Below are 24,704 nucleotides of genomic sequence, written 5' to 3' on the forward strand. Positions count from 1 at the left end.
ACCACCGCCGGCGACAACCCCGACCGGCTGCGCTCCGAAGCCGCCCTGGCCCACCTCTGCGGCGCCGCACCCATCCCCGCCAGCTCCGGACGCACCGACCGACACCGCCTCAACCGAGGCGGCGACAGAGCCGCCAACTCAGCCCTGCACACCATCGCCCTGGTCCGCATGCGCCACGACCCCCGCACCCGCGCCTACGTCGACAAACGCACCAAACAAGGACTCAACAAGAAAGAAATCATGCGCTGCCTCAAGCGCTACATCGTCCGCGAGATCCACACCGCCCTCCTCGCCGACTTCACCACCCTCAACACCGCTTGACTTCTATAGGAGCATCCCCGCACCGCCCTCTGACCCCGCCCGTCCCCGTTGATCATGAAGTTGACGGCGACAAAACGGACGCGGATCCCCGTCAACTTCATGATCGACGGAGTGGGGGGAGGGGAGAGGGAGAGAGGGAGGGGTGTTCAGGGCTTCAGCCAGCGGCGCACCTTGCGGTGTCTTGACCGGTCGCGTGCGCGGAGGACGGCGGTGCGGTCGTGGCCGGCGGCCTCCGCCTGCCTCGCGTGCAGCAGGCCGTAGGTGAACGTGTTCTCGCCGTCGGCGTACGCCTGGAGCGCCTGCCGCCGGAGCACCTCCCGCGTGACCACCGAGTCCTGGTGGGTGCCGAGCAGGTCCTGGAGCGCCTTGAACCGCTTCACCAGCCGTGAGGCCCGTTTGCCGGGGGCCGGCTCGCGCATTTCCACCGCGTAGCGGGCGGCCTTGAGCTTCTTGCGTGCCTCGTGCAACGCCGCGTCCCCGTCCGGCCCGGTGGTGGCGAGCGCCCGGTCCAGCCGCTCGTCCGCGCGGCGTACCGCCTTGCGGACCCGGCGGTCGACCCAGCGCCGGCCGACGTGGGCCGGCGGGACGTCGGCCAGCCGGTCCAGGCGGGCCAGCAGTTCGGGGTAGCGGTCGGCGTCCAGCGCGGACCGCAGCGCGGTGGTCGCCTCGGCCAGGTCGGCGGCGAACCGTTCGCCGATCCGCGCGGCCACCGGGCCGAGCACCAGCTCGTCCGGCAGCTCGTGCACCGCCTCGGTGAGCCGAGCGGCCATCACCTGGGTGTCGCGGACCCGGCCCAGCTCGCCGCCGAGGCGGCGCAGCTCGGCCCGGACCGCCTCGCTCTCCCGGCGGTCCCACAGGCCCCGGAACGTCCGCAGCGTCGCCCGCAAGCGGCGGGTCGCGACGCGCATGTCGTGGACCGCGTCCTCGTCGCCCTGGTAGGCGGCCGCGTGGTTGCCGACGATCGCGTCCCGCTGCGCCCGGACGTACGCGAGGACTGGTGCCGCGGGGCCGTCCGGTTCCCGGTCGTCGTAGCGCTCGATCCGGCCGGCGACGGCCCGGTGCGACTTGCTGACCGCCACCTCCCGGGCACCGGCCGCGCGCAACCGTTCGCCCAGCGCGTCGAGCAGCCCTTCGTCGCCCTCGACCAGTTCGATCTCGATCTCGTGCCAGGTCCGCGCGGTGCCGTCCACCAGATCCTCGGCCCGGACGTCGTCCTCGGCCACCTCGGCCAGCACCCGGCCGTCCGCGTCCAGCAGCCGGTGTTCCCGGCGGCGGTTGACGACCCGGGCCGCCGGAGCCACGGGGCGACCGCGCGACGCGGCCCGGATCAGCGCGACCAGCTCGGGCGGCGGGCCGTCGTCGGACGCCCCGGCCGGAAACTGGTGCTCGATCCGGGTGCCACCGACGGCGCCCACCTTGAGGTGCCAGCCCGCGTCGTGCCCGCCGGTACGCCGGCGCAGCGCGTGCCCGCTGCGCAGCAGGAGCAGGTCGTCGGTGTCCCAGTAGACGGCGTCCAGATCCGAGACGGTGGCGTCGGACATGGTCACGACGCCACCGCACCCGGTCAGGTCGGGCAGCCGGAAACCCTCGTCGCCGGAGTACTTGCGCTCACGTTCCACGACGGTCGCCATGCGGCCTCCCGTACCCGGCCCGTGCTCCGGCGAACCGGTCTCAGCTCAGTCGTTCGAGCACCATCGCCATGCCCTGGCCACCGCCGACGCACATGGTCTCCAGCCCGATGGTCTTGTCGTGCCACTCCAGCGCGTTGAGCAGCGTGCCGGTGATCCGGGCGCCGGTCATGCCGAACGGGTGGCCGACAGCGATCGCGCCACCGGCGACGTTCAGCTTCTCCTCCGGGATGCCGAGCTGCCGGTACGAGGGGATCACCTGGGCGGCGAACGCCTCGTTGATCTCGACCAGGTCGACGTCGTCGATGGTCATGCCGGCGCGCTTGAGCGCCTGCTTCGACGCCTCGACCGGGCCCAGGCCCATGATCTCGGGGGAGAGCCCGGTGACGCCGGTGGAGACGATCCGGGCCAGCGGGGTGAGCCCCAGCTCGGACGCGCGCTCGGCGCTCATGATCACGACGGCGGCGGCGCCGTCGTTGAGCGGGCAGCAGTTGCCCGCGGTGATCCGGCCGTCCGGGCGGAACACCGGCTTCAGACCGGACACCGCCTCCAGGGTCACCCCGGCGCGCGGACCGTCGTCGGTGCTGACCACGGTGCCGTCCGGCGTGGTCACCGGAGTGATCTCGCGGGCCCAGAAGCCGTCCGCGATCGCCTTCTCGGCGAGGTTCTGGCTGCGGACGCCGAACGCGTCCATGTCCTCGCGGGTCACGTCGTACACCTGGGCCAGGTTCTCCGCGGTCTGCCCCATGGCGAGGTAGATGTCGGGCAGCTGCCCGGCCTCGCGCGGGTCGGTCCACACGTCGGCGCCGCCCTGGGCACGGGCCGCGGAACGCTCGCGCGCCTCGGCGAAGCGGGGGTTCTCCCAGCCACCGCCGACGAGGGCCTGCGCCTCCGGCGGCAGCGTGTCCGAGTTGCCCCGGGCGTACCGGGAGACCATCTCGACACCGGCGGAGATGAACACGTCACCCTCGCCGGCCCGGATCGCGTGCATCGCCATCCGGGTGGTCTGGAGCGAGGACGCGCAGTAGCGGGTCAGCGTGGCGCCGGGCAGACCGTCGAGGCCCATCAGCGTGGCGACCACCCGGGCCATGTTGAAGCCCTGCTCGCCGCCGGGCAGACCGCACCCGAGGTAGAGGTCGTCGATGGTGGTGGGATCGAGCGCCGGGACCTTGTCGAGGGCGGCCTGGACGATGGTGGCGGCGAGGTCGTCCGGGCGGACCTCGCGGAGGGAACCCTTGAACGCGCGGCCGATGGGGGACCGGGCGGTGGCGACGATGACGGCGTCGCGGGGCGACTCAATCGGCATGGAGCAACGTTAACGCGCCGGTAACATGCCCGGGAAGGCGTGCGGCGGGCGGGAAATGTCACCCCGTGGGCGGTCGGCGATGGTGCCGGAACGCGACGGCCGCCGCCGCCTCGACCGCCGGGAGCAGGGCGTGCGCCCAGACCCGGTAGCCGTCGGCCGACGGGTGGAAGCCGTCGTGGCAGAGCGTGCCCGCGTCCGCGCGGAACACCGGACCGGTCTCGGTGCCCAGGTCGACCACCGTGCCGCCGGCGTCCAGCACGGCCGCCGTCTGTGCCCGTGCCATCCGCCGCCCGGACCAGCCGAGCACCTGGCGCAGCGGCGCGGCGACAGCGCGGACCGCGCCGAGGTCGGGGCAGGTGCCCACCACCACCTCGACGTGCGCCTCCCGCAGCCGGCGTACCGCCGAGCCGAGATAGGCCGCCGCGTCACCGGACCGGGACATCGCGGTGGCGTCGTTCGCCCCGATCAGCACCACCGCCACGTCCGGCCGCTCGCCGAGCAGCGCCCGGGCCACCTGGGTGGCCAGGTCGGTGGCGCGCGAGCCGGAGACCCCCACGCTCGACAGCTGCACCCGGCGGCCGGCCGGCCCCTCGGCGAGCAGGTTGGCGAGCTGACCGCCGATGGTGTCCTCGAACCGGTCGACGCCCACGCCGAGCGCCGACGAGTCGCCCAGCAGCACCAGCCGCAGCGGCGGCGCGTCCGCGCGGCCGACCGTCGCGCGCAGCACCAGACCCAGCTCGGGCTGGGCGTACTCGCGGCTGCGGGCGGCGATGGCCTGGCCGGCCAGGACCGCCGCGCCGCCCACCGTGCCGGCCAGCAGCGACAGGGCCGCGGCCCGGCCCCACCGGGCCACCTCACCGCGCTCGCTCATGACAGCACCCCGCTTCGCTCGCTCATGCCGTTCCCTCCAGCGTTGCCGAGTCGGCGGCGCTGCCGGTCGGGGGCACCGCGCCGACGCCGAAGAAGGCCCGCCGGCGAAGCTGCGCCCACCGCCCGCCCGGCCCGCGGTCGCGACCCCGGAGCTGGGCGCCGCTGACCTCCGTGCCGGCGTACCGGGCCGCCTGGTGGGCGGCCTCCGGGAGCGACCGTACGCCTTCCACGCCGGGCAGGACAGGCCTGCGTTCCGGGACGGCGCCCAGCGCGGACAGCACGGTTGGCAGCAACGCCGCCGCGGCTATCGCGTACCCCTCGGCGGAGGGGTGGAACCGGTCCCAGGCGAACATCCGGCCGGGCTCGGCGGCGAAGCGCGGCCCGAGCATGTCGCCGAGCGAGACGGTACGGCCGCCGGCCTCGACCACCGCGACCGTCTGCGCGGCGGCGAGCTGGCGGCTCCAGCGCCGGGCCAGCCAGCGCAGCGGCGGCTGGATCGGCCGGATGGTGCCCAGGTCGGGACAGGTGCCGACGACCACCTCACAGCCGGCCGCCCGCAGCGTGCGGACCGCGTCGACCAGGTAGCGCACTGCCACCGGGAACGGCGTGCGGTTGGTGACGTCGTTGCCGCCGACCAGTATCACGGCCACGTCCGGCTCGACCTCCAGCGCGGACTCGACCTGCGGCTTCAGCCCGGACGACAGCGCGCCGACCACGGCGAAGCGGTGCAGCCGGACCGGCCGGTGCAGGCGGCGGGACAGCCCGGTGGCCAGCAGCGAGCCCGGCGTCTCCCGGCGCCTGTGCACGCCGTACCCGGCCGCCGAGGAGTCGCCCAGGATGACCATGGTGACCGGCGGACCGGGCAGCCTCGCGCCGTAGACGCCGTCGATACGCGGCGGCGGGGCCTGGGCCATCGGGATGGTGCGGCGGGCCTGCCGGGCCTGGCCGAGCAGCACCCCGCCGGTGGCGGCGGTGGCCGCCACCGTGGCGCCCGTGCCGATCGCCGCGAGGCGGGCGATCTGCCGGGCGCGCTGCCGGCGGACCGGCGCGACGGAACCAGCGTCCCCCATGAACCGACAGTATCGCGCCGGTACGACCACTGCTGTCCGTGATCGGATGGCTGGGCGGCGTCCCGACTGGGTATCGATGGGGGAGCGGACGCGGGCTTGCCACCGGGCCGCACCATGGTCGGGCGGAGAGGGGCGAAATCATGGGGAAGACGTTGAAGCGCAGCGCCGCGTTCGCCGCGCTGGCCCGGGCGCTGGCGGCGGGCACGCGGGGCGGGCCGTCGCTCGGGGCCCGGCTGGCGGCGCTGCCGCGGATGATCCGGGCGACCACCCGGGGCGAGTACGACGGCGGCCTGCGCCTGGCGCTGATGGCCGGGGCGACGGCGTACATCGTCTCGCCGATCGACCTGCTGCCGGAGATCCCGCTGGCGATCTTCGGGCTGGCCGACGACGCGGTCATGGTCACCTGGCTGGCGGGCAGCGTGCTCGCCGAGACCGAGCGGTTCCTGGAGTGGGAGGCACGTCGCAGCTCCGTCATCCCCGGGCATGTGGTGCCCTGACGGCACGTACGCTGGTCGGCGAACTGAGGGCTGGCCGGCCGCCGGAACCGACGGCGGCGCGACGAAGGGCACAACGAGGTGCAGTACTACGACAACGTCGTCGAGCTGATCGGCAACACCCCGCTGGTACGCCTGCGCAACGTCACCGAGGGCATCCAGGCCACCGTGCTGGCGAAGGTGGAGTACGTCAACCCGGGCGGCTCGGTCAAGGACCGGATCGCGCTGCGCATGGTGGAGGACGCCGAGAAGGCGGGCATCCTGCGTCCCGGCGGCACGATCGTGGAGCCGACCAGCGGCAACACGGGCGTCGGGCTGGCCCTGGTGGCCCAGCTCAGGGGCTACCGCTGCGTCTTCGTCTGCCCGGACAAGGTCAGCCAGGACAAGCAGGACGTGCTGCGCGCGTACGGCGCCGAGGTGGTGGTCTGCCCGACCGCCGTCGCGCCGGAGGACCCGCGCTCCTACTACAACGTCTCCGACCGGCTGGCCCGGGAGATCCCCGGCGCGTGGAAGCCCAACCAGTACAGCAATCCGGCCAACCCGCGCTCGCACTACGAGACGACCGGCCCGGAGCTGTGGCGGCAGACCGAGGGCAAGATCACCCACTTCGTCACGGGCGTCGGCACCGGCGGCACCATCTCCGGCATCGGCCGCTACCTCAAGGAGGCGTCCGAGGGCCGGGTCAAGGTGATCGGCGCGGACCCGGAGGGCTCGGTCTACTCCGGCGGCACCGGCCGGCCGTACCTGGTCGAGGGCGTCGGTGAGGACTTCTGGCCGGAGACGTACGACCGGTCGGTCGCCGACGAGATCGTCGAGGTGTCGGACAAGGAGTCGTTCGAGATGACCCGCCGGCTGGCCCGCGAGGAGGGGCTGCTGGTCGGCGGCTCCTGCGGCATGGCGGTGGTGGGCGCGCTGGAGGTGGCCCGCAAGGCCGGCCCGGACGACGTGATCGTGGTGCTGTTGCCGGACGGCGGCCGGGGCTACCTGTCGAAGATCTTCAACGACAAGTGGATGGCCCGGTACGGCTTCCTGGACGACTCGGGCACCGAGCCGACAGTCGCCGACGCGCTCGCCGGCAAGCCCGGCGGGCTGCCCGAGCTGGTGCACGTGCACCCGACCGAGACGGTCCGCGACGCGATCGACTACATGCGCGAGTACGGCGTCTCCCAGCTCCCGGTGCTCAAGGCCGAGCCGCCGGTGGTGACCGGCGAGGTGGCCGGCTCCATCGCGGAGAAGGACCTGCTCGACGCCCTGTTCACCGGCCAGGCCCACCTGCACGACACGATCGAGCGACACATGGGCGAGCCGCTGCCGATGATCGGCGGTGGGCAGCCGGTGAGCGAGGCGGTCGGGCTGCTGGAGAAGGCGGACGCGGCGCTGGTGCTGGTCGACGGCAAGCCCAAGGGCGTGCTGACCCGGCAGGACCTGCTCGCCCACCTCGGCGCGCGCTGAGCGGTGCGGGGCCCCGGCGCTCCGGGGCCCCCGCCCGTTCACAGCTCGCGGGCGTACCGCAGTTGCGGCACCAGCGCCGAGCCGATGTGCTCGTCCCGCTGAAGACCGGTGAGGATCCAGCCGCCGCGCTCGTAGAACCGGCGCGCGTGGGTGTTCTCGCGCAGAACCCACAGCGCGGCGCGGGTCCACCCCCGGGCCTGCATCGCGTCCAGCGCGTCCACCATCAGCGCCCGCCCGGTGCCCCGGCCCCGCTCGGACGGCTCCAGGTGGATCGCGTTGAGCAGCCCGGTCGCCGGGTCGCCCTCGTCGTCCGGCCCGAGGTAGCTGAACCCCACCAGCCGCCCGTCCCGCTCGGCCACCGTCATCCGGTGGTCCGCGCCCTCCCAGGTCAGCCGTTCCACCCAGTAGCGCCCCATCGCCTCCGGTGTCGGGTCGGCGAGCGCCTCGGGCGGCAGGAACGACGAGTACGCCGCCACCCGTGAGCGCTGGTGCAGGGCACCGACCGCCATCAGGTCGGCCTCGGTCGCGGAACGTATGGAGATCGTCACCCGGGCGACGGTACCCGCCGGGGCGGCACCTGCACCGTCTGGAGATCCTCGGCGATCACCAGATCACCGGAGAAGTGCTCCCGGGCCTCGTCGTGGAAGCGGCGCGGGTCGGCGTACCGCTGGGAGAAGTGGGTGAGCACGAGCGTGCGTACCCCCGACTCGGCCGCCACCCGCGCGGCCTGGCCGGCGGTGAGGTGCCCGACCTCGGCGGCGAGCGCCGCCTCCGACTCCAGGAACGTCGACTCGATCACCAGCAGGTCGGCGTGCTCGGCCAGCGCGAACACGCCGTCGCAGAGCCCGGTGTCCATCACGAAGGCGAACCGCTGCCCCGGCCGGGTCACGCTCACCTCGTCCCGGGTCACGCGACGTCCGTCGCGGTCCAGGTGCCCGTCGCGCAGCAACCTTCCGGTGTCCGGACCGGCAATGCCGTACGCGGCCAGCCGCTCCGGCAGCATCCGGCAGCCGTCCGGCTCGACCAGGCGGTACCCGTACGTCTCGATCGGGTGCCGCAGCCGGCGGGCCTCCAGCGTGCCGATGCCGAGCGTGATCCGCTGCCCGTCGGTGTCGATCGGCTCGACGGCCAGCTCGGCGGTCTCGTAGAAGCTGGAGGCGTGGCGCAGCCGGGCGAAGTACTCGGCGCCGCCGGCCGGGAAGTGCACAGCCACCGGGTGCGGTACGCGGTCCAGCGAGAGCCGCTGGATCATGCCGGGCAGGCCGAGGCAGTGGTCGCCGTGGAAGTGGGTGACGCAGATCCGGGTCAGGTCGGTGGCTGTGACACCGGTGTGCAGCATCTGCCGCTGGCTGCCCTCGCCCGGGTCGAAGAGGATCACCTCGTCGTCCCAGCGCAGCAGGTAGCCGTTGTGGTTGCGCTGCCGGGTCGGGGCCTGGCTGGCCGTACCGAGCACCACCAGCTCACGCATGGACACGGCATCCTCCGGAAGGCAAAAAGCGACCCCCGGGGCTTCCGCGCTCGCGCGCGGGCCGGCTGGACTGGGCCGGCACCCCGGGGGTCGGGTGGCTGTCGTGGTTTCGCCGCACCGCTGCCACACGGTCTCGACGATCCTGCAGGTGCCCGCCTCGCGGCGGACGAGTTTTCACTGTCGAGGACAGCGGCTAGCGGACAGCCACCTCACGAGTCCGATTGCTATACAAGTCTGGACCACCTCCTTTCCCGTGTACCGCCACGCTATCCACTTCCCGGCGGCTGCGGCAACGGATTTCGATCACAGGCGTCAGTCCAGGCCGATCGGGCCCTCGCGCGGGCCCTCCTCGTTCGCCGGCTGCACCGCCAGCGACGGGAAGTCGGCCAGGTCGCCCTCCGGCTCGGCGTCCCACTCGGGGAACACCAGCGGGCTCTGCAGGTAGAGGCAGAGCAGCTGGGTGAGCTGGTGCAGGCCGTCGAGGTGGGTGCGCTCGTGGCCGTGGGTGGCGTCCACGCCGAAGCCGAGGAGCGCCACCCGGGCGTGCGCCCCGGCCTCGACCGCGGCGGCCACGTCCGAGCGGTAGTAGTCGAAGACGTCCCGGACCAGGTCGACGCCGTGTTCCTTGGCGATCGAGGCGAGGTTGCGGGTCAGGTGGTAGTCGAACGGCCCGACCCCGTCGCCCATGGCGAGCGTCGCAGCGGTCTCGCGGGACTGCTGGCCCGGCGCGACCACCGCCGCGTCGACCGAGACGATCTCCGCGACGTCCGGGTCCAGCCCGTGGCTGGCGCCGTGGCCGATCTCCTCGGTGACGGTGACCAGCAGGTGCGCGGTGACCGCCGGGGTGACACCGGCCTCGACCATCGCCTTGAACGCGGTCAGCACCGCCGCCACGCCCGCCTTGTCGTCCAGGTGGCGGGACTTGACGTACCCGTTCGGGGTGATGGTCGGGTTGGGCAGGAACGCGACGAAGTCCCCGGCGTCGATGCCGAGCGCCCGCAGCCCGGCCTCGTCGTGCACCGGCTCGTCCACCCGCACCTCGACCAGCTCCCAGCCGACGCCCTGGAGGTCGACCGCCTCGTTGTAACGGTGCCCGCTCGCCTTCAGCGGCAGCACCTGGCCGGTGACGACCCGCTCCAGGTCGTCGGTGAAGATCCGCACGTGGGCGCCCTCGGCGAAGCGGGCGCTGTGCGTACCGATCGGGTTGACCTCCAGCCGGCCGTTCTCCTTCAGCCGCTTCACCATGCCGCCGATGGTGTCGGTGTGCACCACGATCGCCCGGTCGGCGCCGGTCGACCGGGGGCCGGGCAGACAGGCGCTCAGCGCCCCGCGACGGGTCAGCGTGGAGCTGATCCCGATCGCGGAGAGCCGCTCGCCCACGTACTGCTGGATGTGGTCGGTGCGCCCCGACGGGCTGGGGATCTCCAGCAGCTCCACCAGCACCTGGCGGAGATAGTCGAGGTCGAGCTTGAGCGGTTGGGGTTTGCGTGCGGTCATGCCCCAGAGCCTGCCGCACCGGCAGGCGACCAGAGTCGCTGCGGTGCCCGGGTACCCGGGAAGAGCAGGTCGACGAAGCGCTCGGCGGTCGGCTGCGGCTCGTGGTTGGCCAGTCCGGGCCGCTCGTTCGCCTCGATGAACACGTGTTCCGGCCGGTCCGGGGCGGGGACCAGCAGGTCCAGCCCGGTGACCGGGATGTCCAGCGCCCGGCTGGCGGTGACGCACGCCTCGGCGATCGCCGGGTGCAGCTCGGCGGTCACGTCGTGGATAGTGCCGCCGGTGTGCAGGTTGGCCGTCCGCCGGACCGCCAGCACCTCGCCCTCCGGGAGCACGTCGTGCATCCGGTAGCCGGCCTCGGCCACCACCTCGCGGGTCATGTCGTCGACCGGGATGCGGGACTCGCCGCCGGTGGCGGCCGCCCGGCGGCGGCTCTGCCGCTCGATCAGCTCGGTGATGTCGTGCACGCCGTCGCCGGTGATCTGCGCCGGGCGGCGTACCGCGGCGGCGACCACCTCGTGGTCGATCACCACGACCCGCAGGTCCTCGCCCGCGCGCAGCTCCTCGATCAGCACGTCCGGGCAGAACCGGCGGGCCAGCTCGACGGCCGCGGTCAGCGCCTCCGGCGTACGCACGCCGACGGTGATGCCGTTGCCCTGCTCGCCCCGCGCCGGCTTGACCACCACCGGACCCACGTCGTCGAGGAACGCCACGTCGTCGGGCTCGCCGGTGGCGGTGCGCCCGCGCGGCACCGACAGCCCCGCCTCGGTGAGGATGCGCCGGGTCACCCGCTTGTCGTCGCAGCGGCTCATCGCCACCGCCGAGGTCAGCTCCGACAGCGACTCCCGGGTGTGGATGGTCCGGCCGCCGGTGGTCAGCTTCAGCTCACCCCAGTGCGGGTCGGTCACCTCCACCCGGATGCCGCGGCGCATCGCCTCGTCCGCGACGATCTTCGCGTACGGGTTCAGCTCGTCGTACCCCTGCGGCATGGCGGGCAGGAACAGGCGCTCGTTGATCGGGTTCTTCCGCTTCACGCAGAGCGTGCCGGTGCGGTGGAAGCCGAGACGCTCGTACAGCCGGATCGCACCCGAGTTCTCGGCCAGCACGGACAGGTCCACGAACGCCCGGCCGCGCCCGTCGAGCCGGTCGGCGAGCGCGGTGAGCAGCGCCTGCCCGGTGCCGGGCGGGGCGGTGTTGAAGTCGACTGTCAGGCACCACAGGCTGGCGCCGTTCTCCGGGTCGCCGAAGACCGCGACGTGGTCCACGCCGGTGATGGTGCCGACCACCTCACCGGTGGTGTCCTCGGCCACCAGGTGCAGGAACCGGTCCGTGCCGGCGTTGTCCACGAGCACCTCGACCGGGGCGGTGACCATGCCGTTGCGGGCGTAGATCCGGTTGACGGCATCCGCGTCGGCGGCGTCACGCAGCGGCCGGACGGTCAGCCCGGGCACCTCGCCGCCCTCGGTGGCGGCGGGCCGCTTCTCACCCAGCGGCAGCCGGTACGTCAGCGACGGGTCGATGAACAGCTCGTCCGGCAGCCGGGACACCAGCACGTGCGGGTCGCGCAGGTAGATGCAGATGTCCCGGGCACCGACCGCCTCGGAGCGCAGCACGTCGGCCACGTGCACCTGGTCGTCGAACGTCTGCCCGAACACCAGCCGGCCCCAGCCGCAGTCCAGCACCACACCCGAGGCGTCGGTGGACGCGGTCTCCGGCTGTCGCGGCTCCGGCGTACCCGGTGCGACCGGGTCACCGCCGGGGCCGATGCGTTCCCGGCGGCGCCCCAGCACCCGTTCCCGGTCGGTACGCGCCGCTCCGGTGGCGAGGGTGTCGGTCACGGTCAGTCGATTCCGTGGCTCTGGAGCCACATTTCCAGGAGTCCCAGTTGCCACAGCTTGTTTCCGTTCAACGGGGTCAGTTCGGCATTCGGGTCGGCGAGCAGCGCGTCGACGTAGTCGGCGCGGAACAGGTCACGACGGCGTGCCTCCGGCGAGGTGAGCGCGTCGCGTACCCGGTCGAGGAGCTTGCCCTCCAGGTGGGTGAGTCCGGGCACCGGGAAGTAGCCCTTGGGCCGGTCGATGACCTCGTGCGGCAGGACCCGGCGGCCGATCTCCTTGAGCACGCCCTTGCCGCCCTGGGCCAGCTTCAGCTCCGGCGGGCAGCTCGCGGCCAGCTCGACGAACTCGTGGTCGAGGAACGGCACCCGGGCCTCCAGCCCGTGCGCCATGGTCATGTTGTCGACCCGCTTCACCGGGTCGTCGGTGAGCATGACCTGGGTGTCGATCCGCAGGCCCGCGTCGACGGCGGTCTGCGCCCCCGCGCGGCCCAGGTGCGCGGCGACGAACTCCCGCGCCGGGTCGCCGTCGGCCAGCCACGCCGGGTTGAGCACCCGGGCCAGTCCGGCCGCGTCCCGGTCGAAGAACGCCTTCGCGTACGTCTCGAGCGCCTGCTCCCGGTCCACCCCGGCCAGCGGCGGGTACCAGTGGTAGCCGCCCAGGATCTCGTCCGCGCCCTGGCCCGACTGCACCACCTTGACGTGCTTCGCGACCTCCTGGCTGAGCAGCCAGAACGCGACGCAGTCGTGGCTGACCATGGGCTCGCTCATGGACGCGACGGCGGCCTCCAGCGGCGGCAGCAGGTCGCCGGTGGGCACCCGGATCTGGTGGTGGTCGGTGCCGAACGTCTTCGCCACCAGGTCGGAGTAGACGAACTCGTCGCCCTCCCGGCCGCCCACCGCGTCGAAGCCGATGGAGAACGTGGCCAGGCCGGACCGCGCCTGCCCCTCGCCGGCGAGCAGCGCGACCACCAGGCTGGAGTCGAGGCCGCCGGAGAGCAGCACGCCCACCGGCACGTCGGCCACCATGCGGCGGCGTACGGCGGTGGTCAGGGATTCGAGCAGCGCGTCCTGCCAGTCCCGCTCGGACCAGCCGGCCCGCTCGGCGGCGCGGCTGAACGCCGGATCCCAGTAGACCCGCTCGTTGGTGGAGCCGTCCGCCTCGTACACCCGGACCGTGGCCGGGGGCAGCTTGGTGACGCCGGCCAGGATGGTGCGCGGGGGCGGCACGATGCTGTGGAAGCTCAGGTAGTGGGCGAGCGCCACCCGGTCGATGGTGGTGTCGATGCCGCCACCGGCGAGCAGCGCCGGCAGGGTCGAGGCGAACCGCACCACGCCGGGGCTCTCGGCCAGGTAGAGCGGCTTGATGCCGAGGCGGTCCCGGGCCAGCACCAGGCGGCCGGTGTCGCGCTCGCTGATCGCCACGGCGAACATGCCGATCAGGTGGTCGACGAAGTCGAGCCCCCACTCGGCGTACGCCTTGACCACGACCTCGCTGTCGCCGGAGGAGAAGAACCGGTGGCCCTTGGCCTGTAGCTCGGCGCGCAGTTCCCGGTAGTTGTAGATGCAGCCGTTGAAGACACCGGTGAGCCCGGCGGCGGCGTCCACGATGGGTTGGCCGCTCGCCGCGGACAGGTCGATGATCTTCAGGCGCCGGTGTCCCAGCGCGGTCGGGCCCTGCGACCAGACGCCGCTGTCGTCGGGCCCTCGGTCACTCATCGTGGCCGCCATCCGCTCCACGGCCGAGACGTCGGCGCGTGAACCGTCACGGCGGAACTCTCCCGCAAGTCCGCACATACGAGCCAATGCTGCCAGAGCTTGTTGCAGTTCGCCTGTTGAGACGATGACGAACGTGTGACAGCTTGCTACGATGCGCCGTCACGCAGGGTGGTCGCCTGTCATGCCTTCGGTTCCTGCCTCACTCCACCCGATGTCGGGATTCGGCTCTCGCGGCAGTGTGAGGAATGCCGCAGCGTGCTACTTCTGAAGTAGTGTTGATGTCGTGTCCGTGCCCTTGGAGTCGGTGCCGTTCTCCGAGTTGCTGCGCCGGCCGACGGAAACCGCGGAACGGCTGGCCCGTACCCGGGCGCTGCGGCTGCGTCGCCGCGACGCCGCCGACCTGGTGCTGATGTCCGCCGAACGGGCTGAGGCCGAGGGGGAGGTGGTCGATCTGACCGCGCGGCTGCTGGCCGGCCTGGCGCGGCGAGAGCCGGCCCTGGTCCGTGAGACGCTTCCGACCGTGCTGCCCTGGATGCGGTTCCTGCCGCAGGGGGACGCCGAGCAGATGACCGACGAGTTCATCGCCACGGCCGAGGCCGCAGCGGCCGTCGGCAGCACCGCGGCGGTGTCCCAACTGCTCGCGGAATGGCGGCGCACCGCCGAGGTGCACGCCGATCCCGACCTGCATCGGATCCTGGCCGCGCCCAGCGCCGACGACTTCGGGCCGGTCACGCGCCCGACCGACGAGTGAGTGCGAAGCGCGGCGACCGCGCCGCCCCGCCACCCCGGCCCGGCGGGTACGCCCTGCGGTTCGCCACGCGTTCGGGCCCTCGTCCCTGGAGGACGAGGGCCCGAGTGGGGCAGTGCTCGGGTCTGGCTACGAGGTGCGGGCCACGCCGACCGGGCAGCTCAGCCCGTTCGGTCCGTGGTTGCAGTAGCCGTTCGGGTTCTTCGTCGGAGCCAGGTACTGCTGGTGGTAGTCCTCGGCGAAGTAGTAGTCGCCGAGCGGAGTGATCTCGGTGGTGATCTCACCCTTGCCGGCCCGGGTCACGATCGGCGCGAACGCGTCCCGCGACGCCTTGGCGGCGGCGAGCTGCTCGTCGGTCGTGGTGTAGATCGCCGAGCGGTACTGGGTGCCCACGTCGTTGCCCTGGCGCATGCCCTGGGTCGGGTCGTGGTTCTCCCAGAAGACCTTCAGCAGGTCCTCGTAGGCGATCTTCGACGGATCGTAGACCACCTGGACCACCTCGGCGTGCCCGGTCATGCCGGAGCAGACCTCCTCGTACGTCGGGTTGGTGGTGTACCCGCCCGCGTAACCGGCGGACGTGGTGATCACACCGGGGAGGGTCCAGAACAGCCGCTCGGCGCCCCAGAAGCAGCCCATGCCGAAGACGGCGACCTGCGCGCCCTCGGGGAACGGGCCCTTCAGTGAGGAGGGCAGGACCTCGTGCCGGTCGGCGATCGGCATCGCGATCGGGCGGCCCGGCAGGGCCTGGTCAGGAGAGATCATTTCGGCCTTCATGCGGCGGAGGAACACGGTGGGACTCCTCTCTTGGCTTTCCCAGCGTGTGCAACAGCGTCGCCCCCCGGTTCCTTACCCGCCCACGCCGGCGTCAGGCCAGCGCCGCCGAGATCCGCCCGGCGAACTCCGTCGCCTCGGCGTCGTCGGCGTACCGGGTGCGCGGCCAGAAGAAGCCGCGCAGCCCGTCGCCCTTGGTCCGGGGCACCACGTGGGTGTGCAGGTGCGGCACGGACTGGGACACCCGGTTGTTCATCGCCACGAACGTCCCACCGGAGCCCAGACCGGTCTCCACCGCCACGGCGATCCGTTGCACCAGCCGGAAGTAGCCGGGCAGCGCGTCGGCGGGCAGGTCGGACAGGGTGACCAGGTGGGCGCGGGGCACCACCAGCACGTGGCCCTTGAACACCGGCCGGGTGTCGAGGAACGCGACCCCGTCCGGCTCGTCGGTCACCCGGAAGGCCGGCACCTCGCCCGCCACGATCCCGCAGAACACGCAGCCGCTCATCCGGGCAGGGTATGCCCGTCCGGGCCGCCGCGCGCGGCGCACCGCCCCCACGGCGTCCAGCGATTGTGGTAACTATTCACAGGTCTGGATCAGCACGCTCGGGGGCGATGGTGCTGACGCGCGACGGGGACCGGCCCGGTCCCCGTCCGGTGTGCTCGCCGACCCGCCTCCGAGGACGGTCCGGCACCCACCCGGCCGTGGCCACCGCCGTGGCCGACCTCGTGAAGGGAACACCCTTGCGCCTCGACAGACGCCTCGCGCCGGCCCTGGCCGCGCTCACCGGCATGCTGCTCGCCGCCGTACCCGGCGTGTCCGCCTCCGCCGCAGCCGCGCCCCGGGCCGTACCCCTGCCGATCGCCGACGCCGCCGACGTGGTCGCGGCCGGCGACCGGATCTTCGTCAGCGGCGGCCGGAACTCCACCGAGGTGGTGGTGACGGCCGCGAACGGAGACCTGGTCAGCACCCTGTCCGGCCTGCCTGGCCCGACCGACCTCCAGCTCAGCGCGGACCGGCAGACGCTCTACGTGGCGTTGCCGTCGGCGAACGCGATCGCGGCGGTGAACACCGGCACTCTCACCGAGTTCGCCCGGTTCGACACCGGCGCGGCCGGCTGTCCCTCCTCGCTCGCGCTGACCGGCCGCTTTCTGTGGTTCGGCTACGGCTGCGGCGGGTGGGACGGCAACATCGGCCGGCTCGACCTGGGCCGCCAGCCGGCCGTCCTCACCACCGGCCTGGGCCGGGAGACCTACTACGGCGCGCCGCTGATGACCGCCCCCCAGCAGAACCGCACCGTGCTGCTGGTCGGCCAGCCGGGGGTGAGCCCGGCGTCGGTCGACGCCTACGCCATCGGCACCGGCGGCGCGCTCAGCTTCCTGCGGACGAACGACTTCATGGCAGTCGGCAGCAACCTGCGGGACATCGCCCTGAACCCGGCCGGCGACACCGTCTACACCGCCTCCGGTGCTCCGTACGAGGTGCAGGCGTTCCCGCTCGCCGCCATCACCGCCCCGACGGCGACGTTCCGGACCGGCGCCTACCCCAACGCGGTCGAGCTGACCCGGGACGGCACCCGGGTGGCCGGCGGTGCCGACGCCTCCTACGACCCGGACGTGTTCGTGTTCGGGCTGGACGGCACCGAGCAGGCCCGGTTCGAGCTGGGCGCGGACCTCGTACCCGGAGGGCTGGCCTGGTCTCCCAACGGCGCCCGGCTCTACGCGATCACCTCGGACTGGACCGGCGCCCGCCCGGCCACCCTGCACGTGCTGCCGGTACCGGCGGTCTGACCGTCCCGCGCCGCTCCCGCCGACGGGTGGGAGCGGCGCGGCACCCCGCGACGGGGACATCGCGTACCGAGGGCGGACGCAGGGACTAGCCTTCGAGGGCATGAGCCACGGCTTCGAGACACTCGCCATCCACGCCGGTCAGGACCCGGAGGCCCGCACCGGTGCGGTGATCCCCCCGATCTACCAGACCAGCACGTACGCCCAGGACGCCGTCGGCGCGCCCCGCGAGGGCTACGAGTACAGCCGCTCCGGCAACCCGACCCGGGACGCGCTCCAGGAGTGCCTGGCCGCGCTCGAGGGCGGTCCGGTGGGGCTCGCCTTCGCCAGCGGTCTGGCCGCCGAGGACGCGCTGCTACGGACCGTCTGCAAGCCGGGCGACCACGTGGTGATCCCCGACGACGCGTACGGCGGCACCTACCGGCTCTTCGCCAAGGTGGCCGAGCGCTGGGGCCTGGCGTACACCCCGGCGAAGGTCTCCGACCCGGACGCCGTGCGCGCCGCGATCCGCCCGGGCACCACCAGGATCGTCTGGGTGGAGACGCCGACCAACCCGCTGCTCGGCATCGCGGACATCGCCGCGCTGGCCGCTGTGGCACACGACGCCGGCGCGCTGCTGGTGGTCGACAACACGTTCGCCTCGCCGTACCTCCAGCAGCCGATCGCGTTCGGCGCGGACGTGGTGGTGCACTCCACGACCAAGTACGTCGGCGGGCACTCCGACGTGGTCGGCGGCGCGCTCGTCGCGGCGGACCGCGCGCTCGGCGAGGAGCTGCGCTACCACCAGAACGCGATGGGAGCGGTGAACGGCCCGTTCGACGCGTGGCTCACCCTGCGCGGCATCAAGACCCTCGGCGTACGGATGGACCGGCACTGCGACAACGCCGAGCGGATCGCGGCCTACCTGGACGGACACGCCAAGGTCGCCCAGGTCCTCTACCCGGGCCTGCCCTCGCACCCCGGCCACGAGGTGGCCGCCAAGCAGATGCGCCGGTTCGGCGGCATGATCTCGTTCCGCGCGGCGGGCGGCGAGGAGCACGCCGTGGAGATCTGCAACCGGGCCCGGCTGTTCGTGCTCGCCGAGTCGCTGGGCGGCGTGGAGTCCCTGATCGAGCACCCCGGCCGGATGACACACGCGAGCGCTGCGGGCTCGCCGCTTGAAGTTCCCGGCGATCTCGTGCGACTGTCTGTCGGCATCGAGACGGTCGACGACCTGCTCGCAGATCTGGAGCAGGCCCTGGGCTGACCGCTGGCTGGGGAGGGTGGCAGTGCCGGAGATCTTGCCGACGACCTGGGTCGGGACGACCGCGAAACAGATCGCCCGGGCGGTACGCCGTGGCGACGTCTCCGCCACCCAGGTCGTCGCCGACCACCTGGACCACGTCGCCCGGGTGGATCCCGAGCTGGGCGCGTTCCGCGCGGTACGCGGCGGCGAGGCGATCACCGAGGCGGAGAAGGTCGACGAGCAGGAGGAACTGGCGAACCTGCCGCTGGCCGGCGTGCCGGTGGCGGTCAAGGAGAACACGCCGGTGGCCGGCCTGCCCACCTGGAACGGGTCGGCGGCGATGCGTACCGAGGTGGCGGAGGCCGACCACGAGGTGGTCCGGCGGCTGCGCGGCGCGGGCGCCGTCATCCTCGGCGTGACCCGGATGCCGGAGCTGGGCCTGTGGGCGCTCACCGACGACGCCAGCGCGGTGACCCGCAACCCGTGGGACCTGACGCGTACCCCCGGCGGCTCGTCCGGCGGCGCCGCCGCCGCGGTGGCCGCCGGGCTCGTGCCGATGGCCCACGGCAACGACGGTCTCGGCTCGATCCGCATCCCGGCGGCCTGCTGCGGTCTGGTCGGGCTCAAGCCCGGCCGGGGCGTGGTGCCGTGCCAGCTCGGCGCGGACGACTGGTTCGGCCTCACCGAGCACGGCATGCTGACCAGCACGGTGGCCGACGCGGTGGTCGGCTTCTCGGTGCTGGCCGGCCGCCGGCCGGACAAGCTGGTCCCGCCGGAGCGGCTGCGGGTGGGCGTCTCGCTGCGCTCGCCGGTCCGCGGCGTCTCGCCGGACGCGCCGAACCGGGACGCGGTCGCCGCCGCCGGCCGGCTGCTGGCCGCCGCCGGCCACGACACCGTGCCCGCCGACCCGGTCTACCCGACCCGGCTCGGCCTCCAGGGCATCGCCACCTGGTTCGCGGCGGCCGCCGCCGACGTGCGCGCCGCCGGGGTGGCGCCGCGTCAACTCCAGCGACGCAGCCGCCGGCACGTCACGCTCGGCGAGTGGGCGCAGCGCCGGGGGTACGTGCGCGAGACCGACCGGGCCGCCTGGCGCGAACGGTCCGTGCACTTCTTCGCGGACAACTCGATCGACCTGCTGCTCACCCCGGCGCTGGCCGGGCCGCCGCCGGAGGCCGCCGGCTGGTCCGGCCGCTCCTGGCTGGCGAACATGTCGACGAACATCAGGTACGCCCCGTACGCGGCGCCGTGGAACATCGCCGGGCTGCCGTCGATCGTGGTGCCGGTCGGGCGCCGCCCGGACGGGCTGCCCGTCGGTGTGCAGCTCGTCGGCCCGCCCGGCTCGGAACTGCTGCTGCTCGGGGTGGCCGGCCAGTTCGAGATGCAGGCGCCGTGGGCCCGGCACGCCCCCGGCTATCCCCGCGTCGGAACGGGGTCGCCGGCCACCGCGTGATCGTCTAGCGTGTGCGCACCCTGTCGCGCACACCACCTCGGACGGTCCCCGATGCACTGCCAGACCTGCGGGGACGCCACGTCCCCGGCCTATGAGGAGTGCCGGCGCTGCGGCACCCGGGTCGGTCAGCCCGCCGTGAGTCCCGGCGTGCCCACGTACGGCGTGCGTGGCCTGGCCGTGGCCGGCGCGATCGCGGTCGGCGCCGCCACCCTGTGCTACCTGTTGACGGCCCTGTTCCCGCTGGTGGGTGTGCGGATGGCCCGCTCGGCCGCCGAGCAGCTCGACCGGGACGTGCTGCTCGGCGCGGTGCTGGCCGAGGTGCTGTTCTCGCTGCCCTACCTGCTCGCCCTCCTGACCGCGGGGACGCTCGTGGTCATCTGGACCTGGCGGGCCCGCAAGAATCTGGACGCGTTCCCGGGCGCGGTGCCGAACCTCAGCCCGGCGTGGGCGATCGCCGGGTGGCTGGTGCCGCTGGTCAACCTCGTCGTACCGGCCCGGGTGCTCGCCGACCTGCTCCGCAACAGCGTCTGGCAGCGCCGCCAGTCCTGGCTGGTCGGGGTGTGGTGGGCGAGCTGGCTGGTGTTCCTGATCGGTGACCGGTTCGTCGCCCGGGCCGAGCAGCAGCGCTACGACCGGCTGACCGAGCTGCCCCGCAACGACGCGGAGTTCGGCACGTACGTGCGCTTCTACGAGGACGCGCTCGGGCCGCGGCTGGTGCCGGCGGTGGCCTGCCTGGTCGCCGGGATCGCGTTCGTCGTACTGATCCGCCGGATCTCCGCCGCCCAGCAGGACCGGCTGTCGCGGGCAGTACCGGCATGGCCCGGTCGGCCGGTCTGGCCCGGACAGCCGGGTTGGCCCGCGCCCGCCGCGCCGGCGCCTGCCGCCTTCGCGCCTGCCGCGCCCGGCGCCTTCGAGCCCGCTGGTCCCCGCGACGGCGCGGACGGTGCCTCGACGACGTCGCCGCAGGCTCCGCCCGCCTCGGGTGGCACGATCGGGGCATGACGGAACTGGTCGGTCTCGCCGACGTACAGGCCGCGCGGGAACTGCTCGCCGGTGTCACCCGTACCACCCCGCTGGAGCCGTCGCGGCCGCTCAGCGCCGCGTTCGACGGGCCGGTCTGGCTCAAGTGCGAGAACCTCCAGCGCGCCGGGTCGTACAAGGTGCGCGGCGCGTACGTGCGGATCTCCCGGCTCTCGGCCGAGGAGCGGGCCCGCGGCGTGGTCGCGGCGAGCGCCGGCAACCACGCCCAGGGGGTGGCGCTCGCCGCCGGGCTGGTCGGCGCGCACGCCACCGTCTTCATGCCGGTGAACGCGCCGCTGCCGAAGGTCGCCGCGACGAAGGGGTACGGCGCGCAGATCGAGCTGGTCGGCAACACGGTGGACGAGTCGCTCGTCGCGGCGCAGACCTTCGCCGAGCGGACCGGCGCGGTGTTCATCCACCCGTTCGACCACCCGGACGTGATCGCCGGGCAGGGCACCGTGGCGCTGGAGATCCTCGAACAGTGCCCGGACGTGCGCACCATCGTGACCGGGGTGGGCGGCGGCGGGCTGGTCTCGGGCATGGCGGTGGCGGCCAAGGCGCTGCGTCCCGACGTACGGGTGATCGGGGTCCAGGCGGCGAGCGCCGCCGCCTTCCCGCCCTCGCTGCGGGCCGGCGAGCCGCTGCGGCTGCCCTCGTTCGCGACGATCGCCGACGGGATCGCCGTCGGCCGTCCGGGCGAGCTGACCTTCACCCATGTCCGCAAGCTCGTCGACGAGGTCGTCACGGTCTCCGAGGAGGACATCTCCCGGGCGCTGCTGATGCTGCTGGAACGCGGCAAGCAGGTCGTCGAGCCGGCCGGCGCCGTCGGCGTGGCGGCGCTGCTCGCCGGCGCGGTGGAGGTGACCGCGCCGGTCGTCGCGGTGCTCTCCGGCGGGAACATCGACCCGCTGCTCATGCTCCGGGTGATCGAGCACGGCCTGGCGGCGGCCGGCCGGTTCCTGCGGATCACCGTGCGCTGCACGGACCGGCCCGGCCAGCTCGCCTCCCTGCTCGGCGAGATCGCCGAGCACCGAGCCAACGTGGTGGACGTGGTGCACCAGCGCGCCAACCCGCACCTGCGGCTCGGCGAGGTGGAGGTGGCCCTGTCCGTGGAGACCCGCGGAGTGGAGCACTCGGACACGTTGATCAGCGCGTTGCGAGCCAGCGGCTACCAGGTGGTCTTCACCGGCGAGGGCTGAGCCTCCGGCGGAACGCGAACGCCACAGCGGAAACGCGAACGCCCCGGCCGGATGATCCGGTCGGGGCGTTCGCGTGTGCGGCTCGGGTCCGAGGAGGGCCTGTCAGCCTCGGTCGGGTTCGGGACCCGAGCCATCCGGCGCGGGTCCGGAGGGGTCAGCCGCTGTACGGCTCGAAGGAGACGATGGTCACCTTGATATCGGCGCCGCTGGGCGCGGTGTAGGTGCAGGTCTGCCCCGCCTTGCCGCCGAGGATCGCCTTGCCGAGCGCGGACTCGGGGCTGTAGACCGTCAGGTCGGTGGTGGAGGCGATCTCCCGGGAGCCGAGCAGGAAGGTCTCGCTGTCGTCGGCGTCGTCGTCGAAGTAGATCTTCACGACCATGCCCGGCGACACCGCGTCGGCGTCCGGCGCCTCACCGACCTTGGCGGTGCGCAGCAGCTCCTTGAGGTAGAGAATGCGGCCCTCGGCCTTGCCCTGCTCCTCACGGGCGGCGTGGTACCCACCGTTCTCCCGCAGGTCGCCCTCCTCGCGCCGGGCGTTGATCTCGGCGGCGATGACCGGCCGGTTGGCGATCAGCTCGTCGAGCTCGGCCTGCAGGCGGTCGTAGGCGTCCTGGGACAGCCAGGTGGCGGGCGCCTTGTTTCCATTTGTGGACACAGGCGGTCTCCTCGATTGGTGCGGACTGGCTGACAGGTGAACTTGCAAGGCTACCAGTGCGGGTCGCGTCGAGGTGTGATCAATCACCCCGGGTGCCGGTGACGGGACCGGGGTGTGGTGGCCGGCGACTCGCCGGCGGCCCGGCTCAGCCGGCGGGCCGGCAGCGCAGGACCTCGCCGATGAACGGCCGGGCGCTCGTGGGCACCTCCTGCCGGGTCCGGATGTGGCGCTGGCCGGGCTCCGCGGTCACGGTGGCCTCGGCGCTGCCCACCTGGGCCCCGTCGTGGGAGCGGGCCCGCAGCAGACAGGTGGCGGAGCCGCCCGGGGGCACGGTGACCCGGAAGTCGACCACCACCCGGGAGTCGGTGATGTCGGTGTAGCTGATCATCTCGCCCTGGTACTCCGGGTCGCCGTACTGGTAGTAGAGCTTCGCCGCGCCCAGCCCGAGGACGGCGAGCAGGACCGTCACCGTGAGGGCGAGCAGGAGAGGCCGGCGGCGTCCCGGCTCGCGGCGGCGGCCGTAGCGGCCCGGCGGAAAGGCCGGCGCCTCCGCGGCGACTGTGGCGTGCGTCTCGCTCACCGGCGGGTATCTCCTGGCGTTGTTGTCGGCGGCATCGGCAAGAATGGCTAGGTCCATCTTCCCAGCCCGGCGCTGAGTCAAGGATGGCAGGTCGGCCTGGACCGGCGGGCGTGGCCCTGGCCACTCCGGTGGCGGGCCCGGCCGGCCGTCAACGGGGGCTTTCGCGGGCGCGGGGGGAGATTCCGGCAGGTCAGCCGACCGGCGGTTCGGTCGGCGGGCACAGACGAGGAGCGCCGAAGGTGGCAGAACAGCTGCGTCTCATGGCGGTGCACGCCCATCCCGACGACGAGTCGAGCAAGGGCGCCGCCATGATGGCGAAATACGTCGCCGAGGGGGTGGACGTCCTGGTCGTCACCGCCACCGGTGGCGAGCGGGGCAGTGTGCTCAACCCCAAGATGGACCGCCCCGACGTCTGGGCGAACATCGGTGACATCCGGCGGGCCGAGATGGACGCCGCCCGGGCCGTCCTCGGCGTCGAGCAGGCGTGGCTCGGCTTCGTCGACTCCGGGCTGCCCGAGGGCGACCCGCTGCCGCCGCTGCCGGAGGGCTGCTTCGCCCTCCAGGACGTGGACGTCGCCGCCGCGCCACTGGTGCGCCTGATGCGGCAGTTCCGCCCGCACGTCGTCACTACGTACGACGAGGAGGGTGGCTACCCGCACCCGGACCACATCATGACCCACAAGATCACTGTGGCGGCGTTCGACGCGGCCGGTGACCCGGAGCGCCACCCCGAGCTGGGTGAGCCGTGGCGGCCGCTGAAGCTCTACTACGACGTGGGCTTCTCCCGCGCCAAGATCATGAGCCTGCACGAGGCGGTGCTCGCCGCCGGGCTCGAGTCGCCGTACGGCGAGTGGATGAAGCGCTGGGACGAGCGCCCCGACAAGGGCGCCCGGATCACCACCCGGGTCGAGTGCGCCGACTACTTCCCGGTCCGCGACGACGCGCTGCGCGCGCACGCCACCCAGATCGATCCGGACGGCTTCTGGTTCCAGGTGCCGATGGAGCTGCAGAAGCGCGCCTGGCCGACGGAGGACTTCCAACTCGCCCGTTCGCTGGTCGACAGCCCGCTGCCCGAGTCCGACCTGTTCGCGGGCGTACGTGAGGCGTGCCGTGCCCACTGACCCGGCCGGGGTCTACCCTGGTGCTCAGTCGCACATCGGAGGAACACCATGCTGACCACCGTCGAGGTGCTCGCGCAGAACAACTTCGGTGACACCCGCACGGGTGGTCTGGCCGGTCCGATGGGCCTCTTCCTGATCGTCGCGCTGGCCACCGTCACCGTCCTGCTGATCCGCAACATGAACGCCCGGCTGCGCCGGCTGCCCGACCGCTTCCCGCAGCAGGGCACCCCGGGCCGGGCCGATTCCGCAGTCGCCGATCCGACAGACGGGCTCGTCGAGCAGGATTCACCGACGAACGCGCCCAATGGCTCCGAGCAGCACCGGAACAGCTGAACACCGCGTGAATCACGTCGAAGCCGGTCGTCGCCCCCTGTTGCGACCACCGGCTTTGGCTTAGCCTTCCGCCGGGGGGACCGTCAGGCCCTGGACCCTGCGCGGAAGGGGGACGCCGATGTCGAAGACAGCACCGGCCCCCGACCATGCCCCGGCCC

The 24,704-nt window shown here is 73.2% G+C and carries 24 protein-coding genes; 11 read left to right on the forward strand and 13 right to left on the reverse strand.

All coding sequences use genetic code 11. The features are described 5' to 3' along the window. Positions 1–321, forward strand: a 321-nt coding sequence (locus GA0070562_RS08975) for a transposase (RefSeq protein WP_139135445.1), incomplete at its 5' end; no start/stop codon positions are given. Between the two features lie 146 nt (positions 322–467). On the opposite strand, the gene GA0070562_RS08980 is transcribed toward GA0070562_RS08975, so the two are convergent. Genes GA0070562_RS08980 through GA0070562_RS08995 form a run of 4 tightly spaced genes read right to left on the reverse strand, consistent with a single transcriptional unit; the run spans position 468 to position 5,195 of the window. Beyond that, positions 468–1,952, reverse strand: a complete 1,485-nt coding sequence (locus tag GA0070562_RS08980; RefSeq protein ID WP_091418508.1) for a CYTH and CHAD domain-containing protein — start codon at positions 1,950–1,952, stop codon at positions 468–470. A 40-nt stretch (positions 1,953–1,992) separates the two neighbouring features. Continuing rightward, on the reverse strand, positions 1,993–3,255 hold the full coding sequence (locus GA0070562_RS08985; RefSeq protein ID WP_091418510.1) for an acetyl-CoA C-acetyltransferase: 1,263 nt from the start codon (positions 3,253–3,255) through the stop codon (positions 1,993–1,995). A 58-nt stretch (positions 3,256–3,313) separates the two neighbouring features. Further along, positions 3,314–4,126, reverse strand: a complete 813-nt coding sequence (locus GA0070562_RS08990) for an SGNH/GDSL hydrolase family protein (RefSeq protein ID WP_091418512.1) — start codon at positions 4,124–4,126, stop codon at positions 3,314–3,316. Between the two features lie 22 nt (positions 4,127–4,148). Continuing rightward, positions 4,149–5,195 carry an SGNH/GDSL hydrolase family protein gene (locus GA0070562_RS08995; RefSeq protein ID WP_091418514.1) on the reverse strand — a complete coding sequence of 349 codons (1,047 nt, stop codon included), beginning with the start codon at positions 5,193–5,195 and terminating at the stop codon, positions 4,149–4,151. Between the two features lie 140 nt (positions 5,196–5,335). Here GA0070562_RS08995 and GA0070562_RS09000 point away from each other — a divergent pair, with 140 nt between their 5' ends. Then, the gene (locus GA0070562_RS09000) at positions 5,336–5,692 is read left to right on the forward strand and encodes a YkvA family protein (protein ID WP_013474058.1); all 357 of its coding nucleotides are present in this window, start codon (positions 5,336–5,338) and stop codon (positions 5,690–5,692) included. Positions 5,693–5,770: 78 nt separating this feature from the next. Next, positions 5,771–7,141 (forward strand): cystathionine beta-synthase, encoded by a 1,371-nt coding sequence (locus GA0070562_RS09005; protein WP_091418516.1) that lies wholly within the window; start codon positions 5,771–5,773, stop codon positions 7,139–7,141. 38 nt (positions 7,142–7,179) lie between these two features. Here the strand turns inward: GA0070562_RS09005 and GA0070562_RS09010 are convergent, their stop codons facing one another. From GA0070562_RS09010 to GA0070562_RS09030, 5 genes are all read right to left on the reverse strand, one after another. After that, positions 7,180–7,689, reverse strand: a complete 510-nt coding sequence (locus GA0070562_RS09010) for a GNAT family N-acetyltransferase (RefSeq protein ID WP_091418519.1) — start codon at positions 7,687–7,689, stop codon at positions 7,180–7,182. Then, positions 7,686–8,615 carry a ribonuclease Z gene (locus GA0070562_RS09015; protein ID WP_091418522.1) on the reverse strand — a complete coding sequence of 310 codons (930 nt, stop codon included), beginning with the start codon at positions 8,613–8,615 and terminating at the stop codon, positions 7,686–7,688. Before GA0070562_RS09015 ends, GA0070562_RS09010 begins: the two co-directional genes overlap by 4 nt. A gap of 306 nt (positions 8,616–8,921) precedes the next feature. Beyond that, positions 8,922–10,106: an osmoprotectant NAGGN system M42 family peptidase gene (locus GA0070562_RS09020; protein WP_091418524.1), complete on the reverse strand. Its 1,185-nt coding sequence runs from the start codon at positions 10,104–10,106 to the stop codon at positions 8,922–8,924. Then, positions 10,103–11,941, reverse strand: coding sequence for an N-acetylglutaminylglutamine synthetase (ngg, locus tag GA0070562_RS09025; RefSeq protein ID WP_091418527.1), 1,839 nt, complete (start codon positions 11,939–11,941; stop codon positions 10,103–10,105). Before ngg ends, GA0070562_RS09020 begins: the two co-directional genes overlap by 4 nt. A gap of 2 nt (positions 11,942–11,943) precedes the next feature. Further along, positions 11,944–13,734 (reverse strand): N-acetylglutaminylglutamine amidotransferase, encoded by a 1,791-nt coding sequence (locus tag GA0070562_RS09030; protein ID WP_091418529.1) that lies wholly within the window; start codon positions 13,732–13,734, stop codon positions 11,944–11,946. Positions 13,735–13,939: 205 nt separating this feature from the next. Here GA0070562_RS09030 and GA0070562_RS09035 point away from each other — a divergent pair, with 205 nt between their 5' ends. Then, positions 13,940–14,407, forward strand: coding sequence for a hypothetical protein (locus GA0070562_RS09035; RefSeq protein ID WP_091418532.1), 468 nt, complete (start codon positions 13,940–13,942; stop codon positions 14,405–14,407). Between the two features lie 126 nt (positions 14,408–14,533). Here the strand turns inward: GA0070562_RS09035 and msrA are convergent, their stop codons facing one another. Together msrA and GA0070562_RS09045 are read right to left on the reverse strand one after the other, a co-directional pair. Next, entirely contained in the window at positions 14,534–15,193 is a 660-nt protein-coding gene (msrA, locus tag GA0070562_RS09040; protein WP_091418534.1) for a peptide-methionine (S)-S-oxide reductase MsrA, read from the reverse strand. 76 nt (positions 15,194–15,269) lie between these two features. Then, the gene (locus GA0070562_RS09045) at positions 15,270–15,683 is read right to left on the reverse strand and encodes an HIT family protein (RefSeq protein ID WP_091418537.1); all 414 of its coding nucleotides are present in this window, start codon (positions 15,681–15,683) and stop codon (positions 15,270–15,272) included. Between the two features lie 236 nt (positions 15,684–15,919). Between GA0070562_RS09045 and GA0070562_RS09050 the strand changes: the two genes are divergently transcribed. The 5 genes from GA0070562_RS09050 to ilvA all read left to right on the forward strand — a co-directional run bounded on the left by GA0070562_RS09050 (position 15,920) and on the right by ilvA (position 21,857). Beyond that, positions 15,920–16,966, forward strand: coding sequence for a YncE family protein (locus GA0070562_RS09050; RefSeq protein ID WP_139135446.1), 1,047 nt, complete (start codon positions 15,920–15,922; stop codon positions 16,964–16,966). Positions 16,967–17,066: 100 nt separating this feature from the next. Then, complete coding sequence (locus GA0070562_RS09055) at positions 17,067–18,209, forward strand: cystathionine gamma-synthase (RefSeq protein WP_091418541.1); 1,143 nt, start codon at positions 17,067–17,069, stop codon at positions 18,207–18,209. Positions 18,210–18,225: 16 nt separating this feature from the next. Beyond that, positions 18,226–19,638, forward strand: coding sequence for an amidase (locus GA0070562_RS09060; RefSeq protein WP_091418543.1), 1,413 nt, complete (start codon positions 18,226–18,228; stop codon positions 19,636–19,638). A gap of 147 nt (positions 19,639–19,785) precedes the next feature. Further along, positions 19,786–20,640: a DUF4328 domain-containing protein gene (locus GA0070562_RS09065; RefSeq protein ID WP_254663761.1), complete on the forward strand. Its 855-nt coding sequence runs from the start codon at positions 19,786–19,788 to the stop codon at positions 20,638–20,640. Next, positions 20,637–21,857, forward strand: coding sequence for a threonine ammonia-lyase (gene ilvA / locus GA0070562_RS09070; protein ID WP_091418547.1), 1,221 nt, complete (start codon positions 20,637–20,639; stop codon positions 21,855–21,857). The genes GA0070562_RS09065 and ilvA overlap by 4 nt, the downstream gene beginning before the upstream one ends. A 154-nt stretch (positions 21,858–22,011) precedes the next feature. Here the strand turns inward: ilvA and greA are convergent, their stop codons facing one another. Continuing rightward, entirely contained in the window at positions 22,012–22,512 is a 501-nt protein-coding gene (gene greA, locus GA0070562_RS09075; protein ID WP_091418549.1) for a transcription elongation factor GreA, read from the reverse strand. 145 nt (positions 22,513–22,657) lie between these two features. Then, positions 22,658–23,092 carry a DUF4307 domain-containing protein gene (locus GA0070562_RS09080; protein ID WP_091418552.1) on the reverse strand — a complete coding sequence of 145 codons (435 nt, stop codon included), beginning with the start codon at positions 23,090–23,092 and terminating at the stop codon, positions 22,658–22,660. A 239-nt stretch (positions 23,093–23,331) separates the two neighbouring features. Here GA0070562_RS09080 and mca point away from each other — a divergent pair, with 239 nt between their 5' ends. Continuing rightward, positions 23,332–24,213, forward strand: coding sequence for a mycothiol conjugate amidase Mca (gene mca, locus GA0070562_RS09085; protein ID WP_091418554.1), 882 nt, complete (start codon positions 23,332–23,334; stop codon positions 24,211–24,213). Positions 24,214–24,261: 48 nt separating this feature from the next. Then, positions 24,262–24,546, forward strand: coding sequence for a hypothetical protein (locus tag GA0070562_RS09090; RefSeq protein WP_091418556.1), 285 nt, complete (start codon positions 24,262–24,264; stop codon positions 24,544–24,546). Positions 24,547–24,704: the final 158 nt, after the last annotated feature.

Source organism: Micromonospora tulbaghiae (assembly GCF_900091605.1).
Classification (GTDB): Bacteria; Actinomycetota; Actinomycetes; order Mycobacteriales; family Micromonosporaceae; genus Micromonospora; species Micromonospora tulbaghiae.

What these genes read in the sequence shown, in the direction of transcription:
- GA0070562_RS08980 (WP_091418508.1), bottom strand. Translation starts at nt 1,952, where the DNA reads ATGGCGACCGTCGTGGAACGTGAGCGCAAGTACTCCGGCGACGAGGGT.
- GA0070562_RS08985 (WP_091418510.1), bottom strand. Translation starts at nt 3,255, where the DNA reads ATGCCGATTGAGTCGCCCCGCGACGCCGTCATCGTCGCCACCGCCCGG.
- GA0070562_RS08990 (WP_091418512.1), bottom strand. Translation starts at nt 4,126, where the DNA reads ATGAGCGAGCGCGGTGAGGTGGCCCGGTGGGGCCGGGCCGCGGCCCTG.
- GA0070562_RS08995 (WP_091418514.1), bottom strand. Translation starts at nt 5,195, where the DNA reads ATGGGGGACGCTGGTTCCGTCGCGCCGGTCCGCCGGCAGCGCGCCCGG.
- GA0070562_RS09000 (WP_013474058.1), top strand. Translation starts at nt 5,336, where the DNA reads ATGGGGAAGACGTTGAAGCGCAGCGCCGCGTTCGCCGCGCTGGCCCGG.
- GA0070562_RS09020 (WP_091418524.1), bottom strand. Translation starts at nt 10,106, where the DNA reads ATGACCGCACGCAAACCCCAACCGCTCAAGCTCGACCTCGACTATCTC.
- GA0070562_RS09030 (WP_091418529.1), bottom strand. Translation starts at nt 13,734, where the DNA reads ATGTGCGGACTTGCGGGAGAGTTCCGCCGTGACGGTTCACGCGCCGAC.
- GA0070562_RS09045 (WP_091418537.1), bottom strand. Translation starts at nt 15,683, where the DNA reads ATGAGCGGCTGCGTGTTCTGCGGGATCGTGGCGGGCGAGGTGCCGGCC.
- GA0070562_RS09055 (WP_091418541.1), top strand. Translation starts at nt 17,067, where the DNA reads ATGAGCCACGGCTTCGAGACACTCGCCATCCACGCCGGTCAGGACCCG.
- ilvA (WP_091418547.1), top strand. Translation starts at nt 20,637, where the DNA reads ATGACGGAACTGGTCGGTCTCGCCGACGTACAGGCCGCGCGGGAACTG.
- GA0070562_RS09090 (WP_091418556.1), top strand. Translation starts at nt 24,262, where the DNA reads ATGCTGACCACCGTCGAGGTGCTCGCGCAGAACAACTTCGGTGACACC.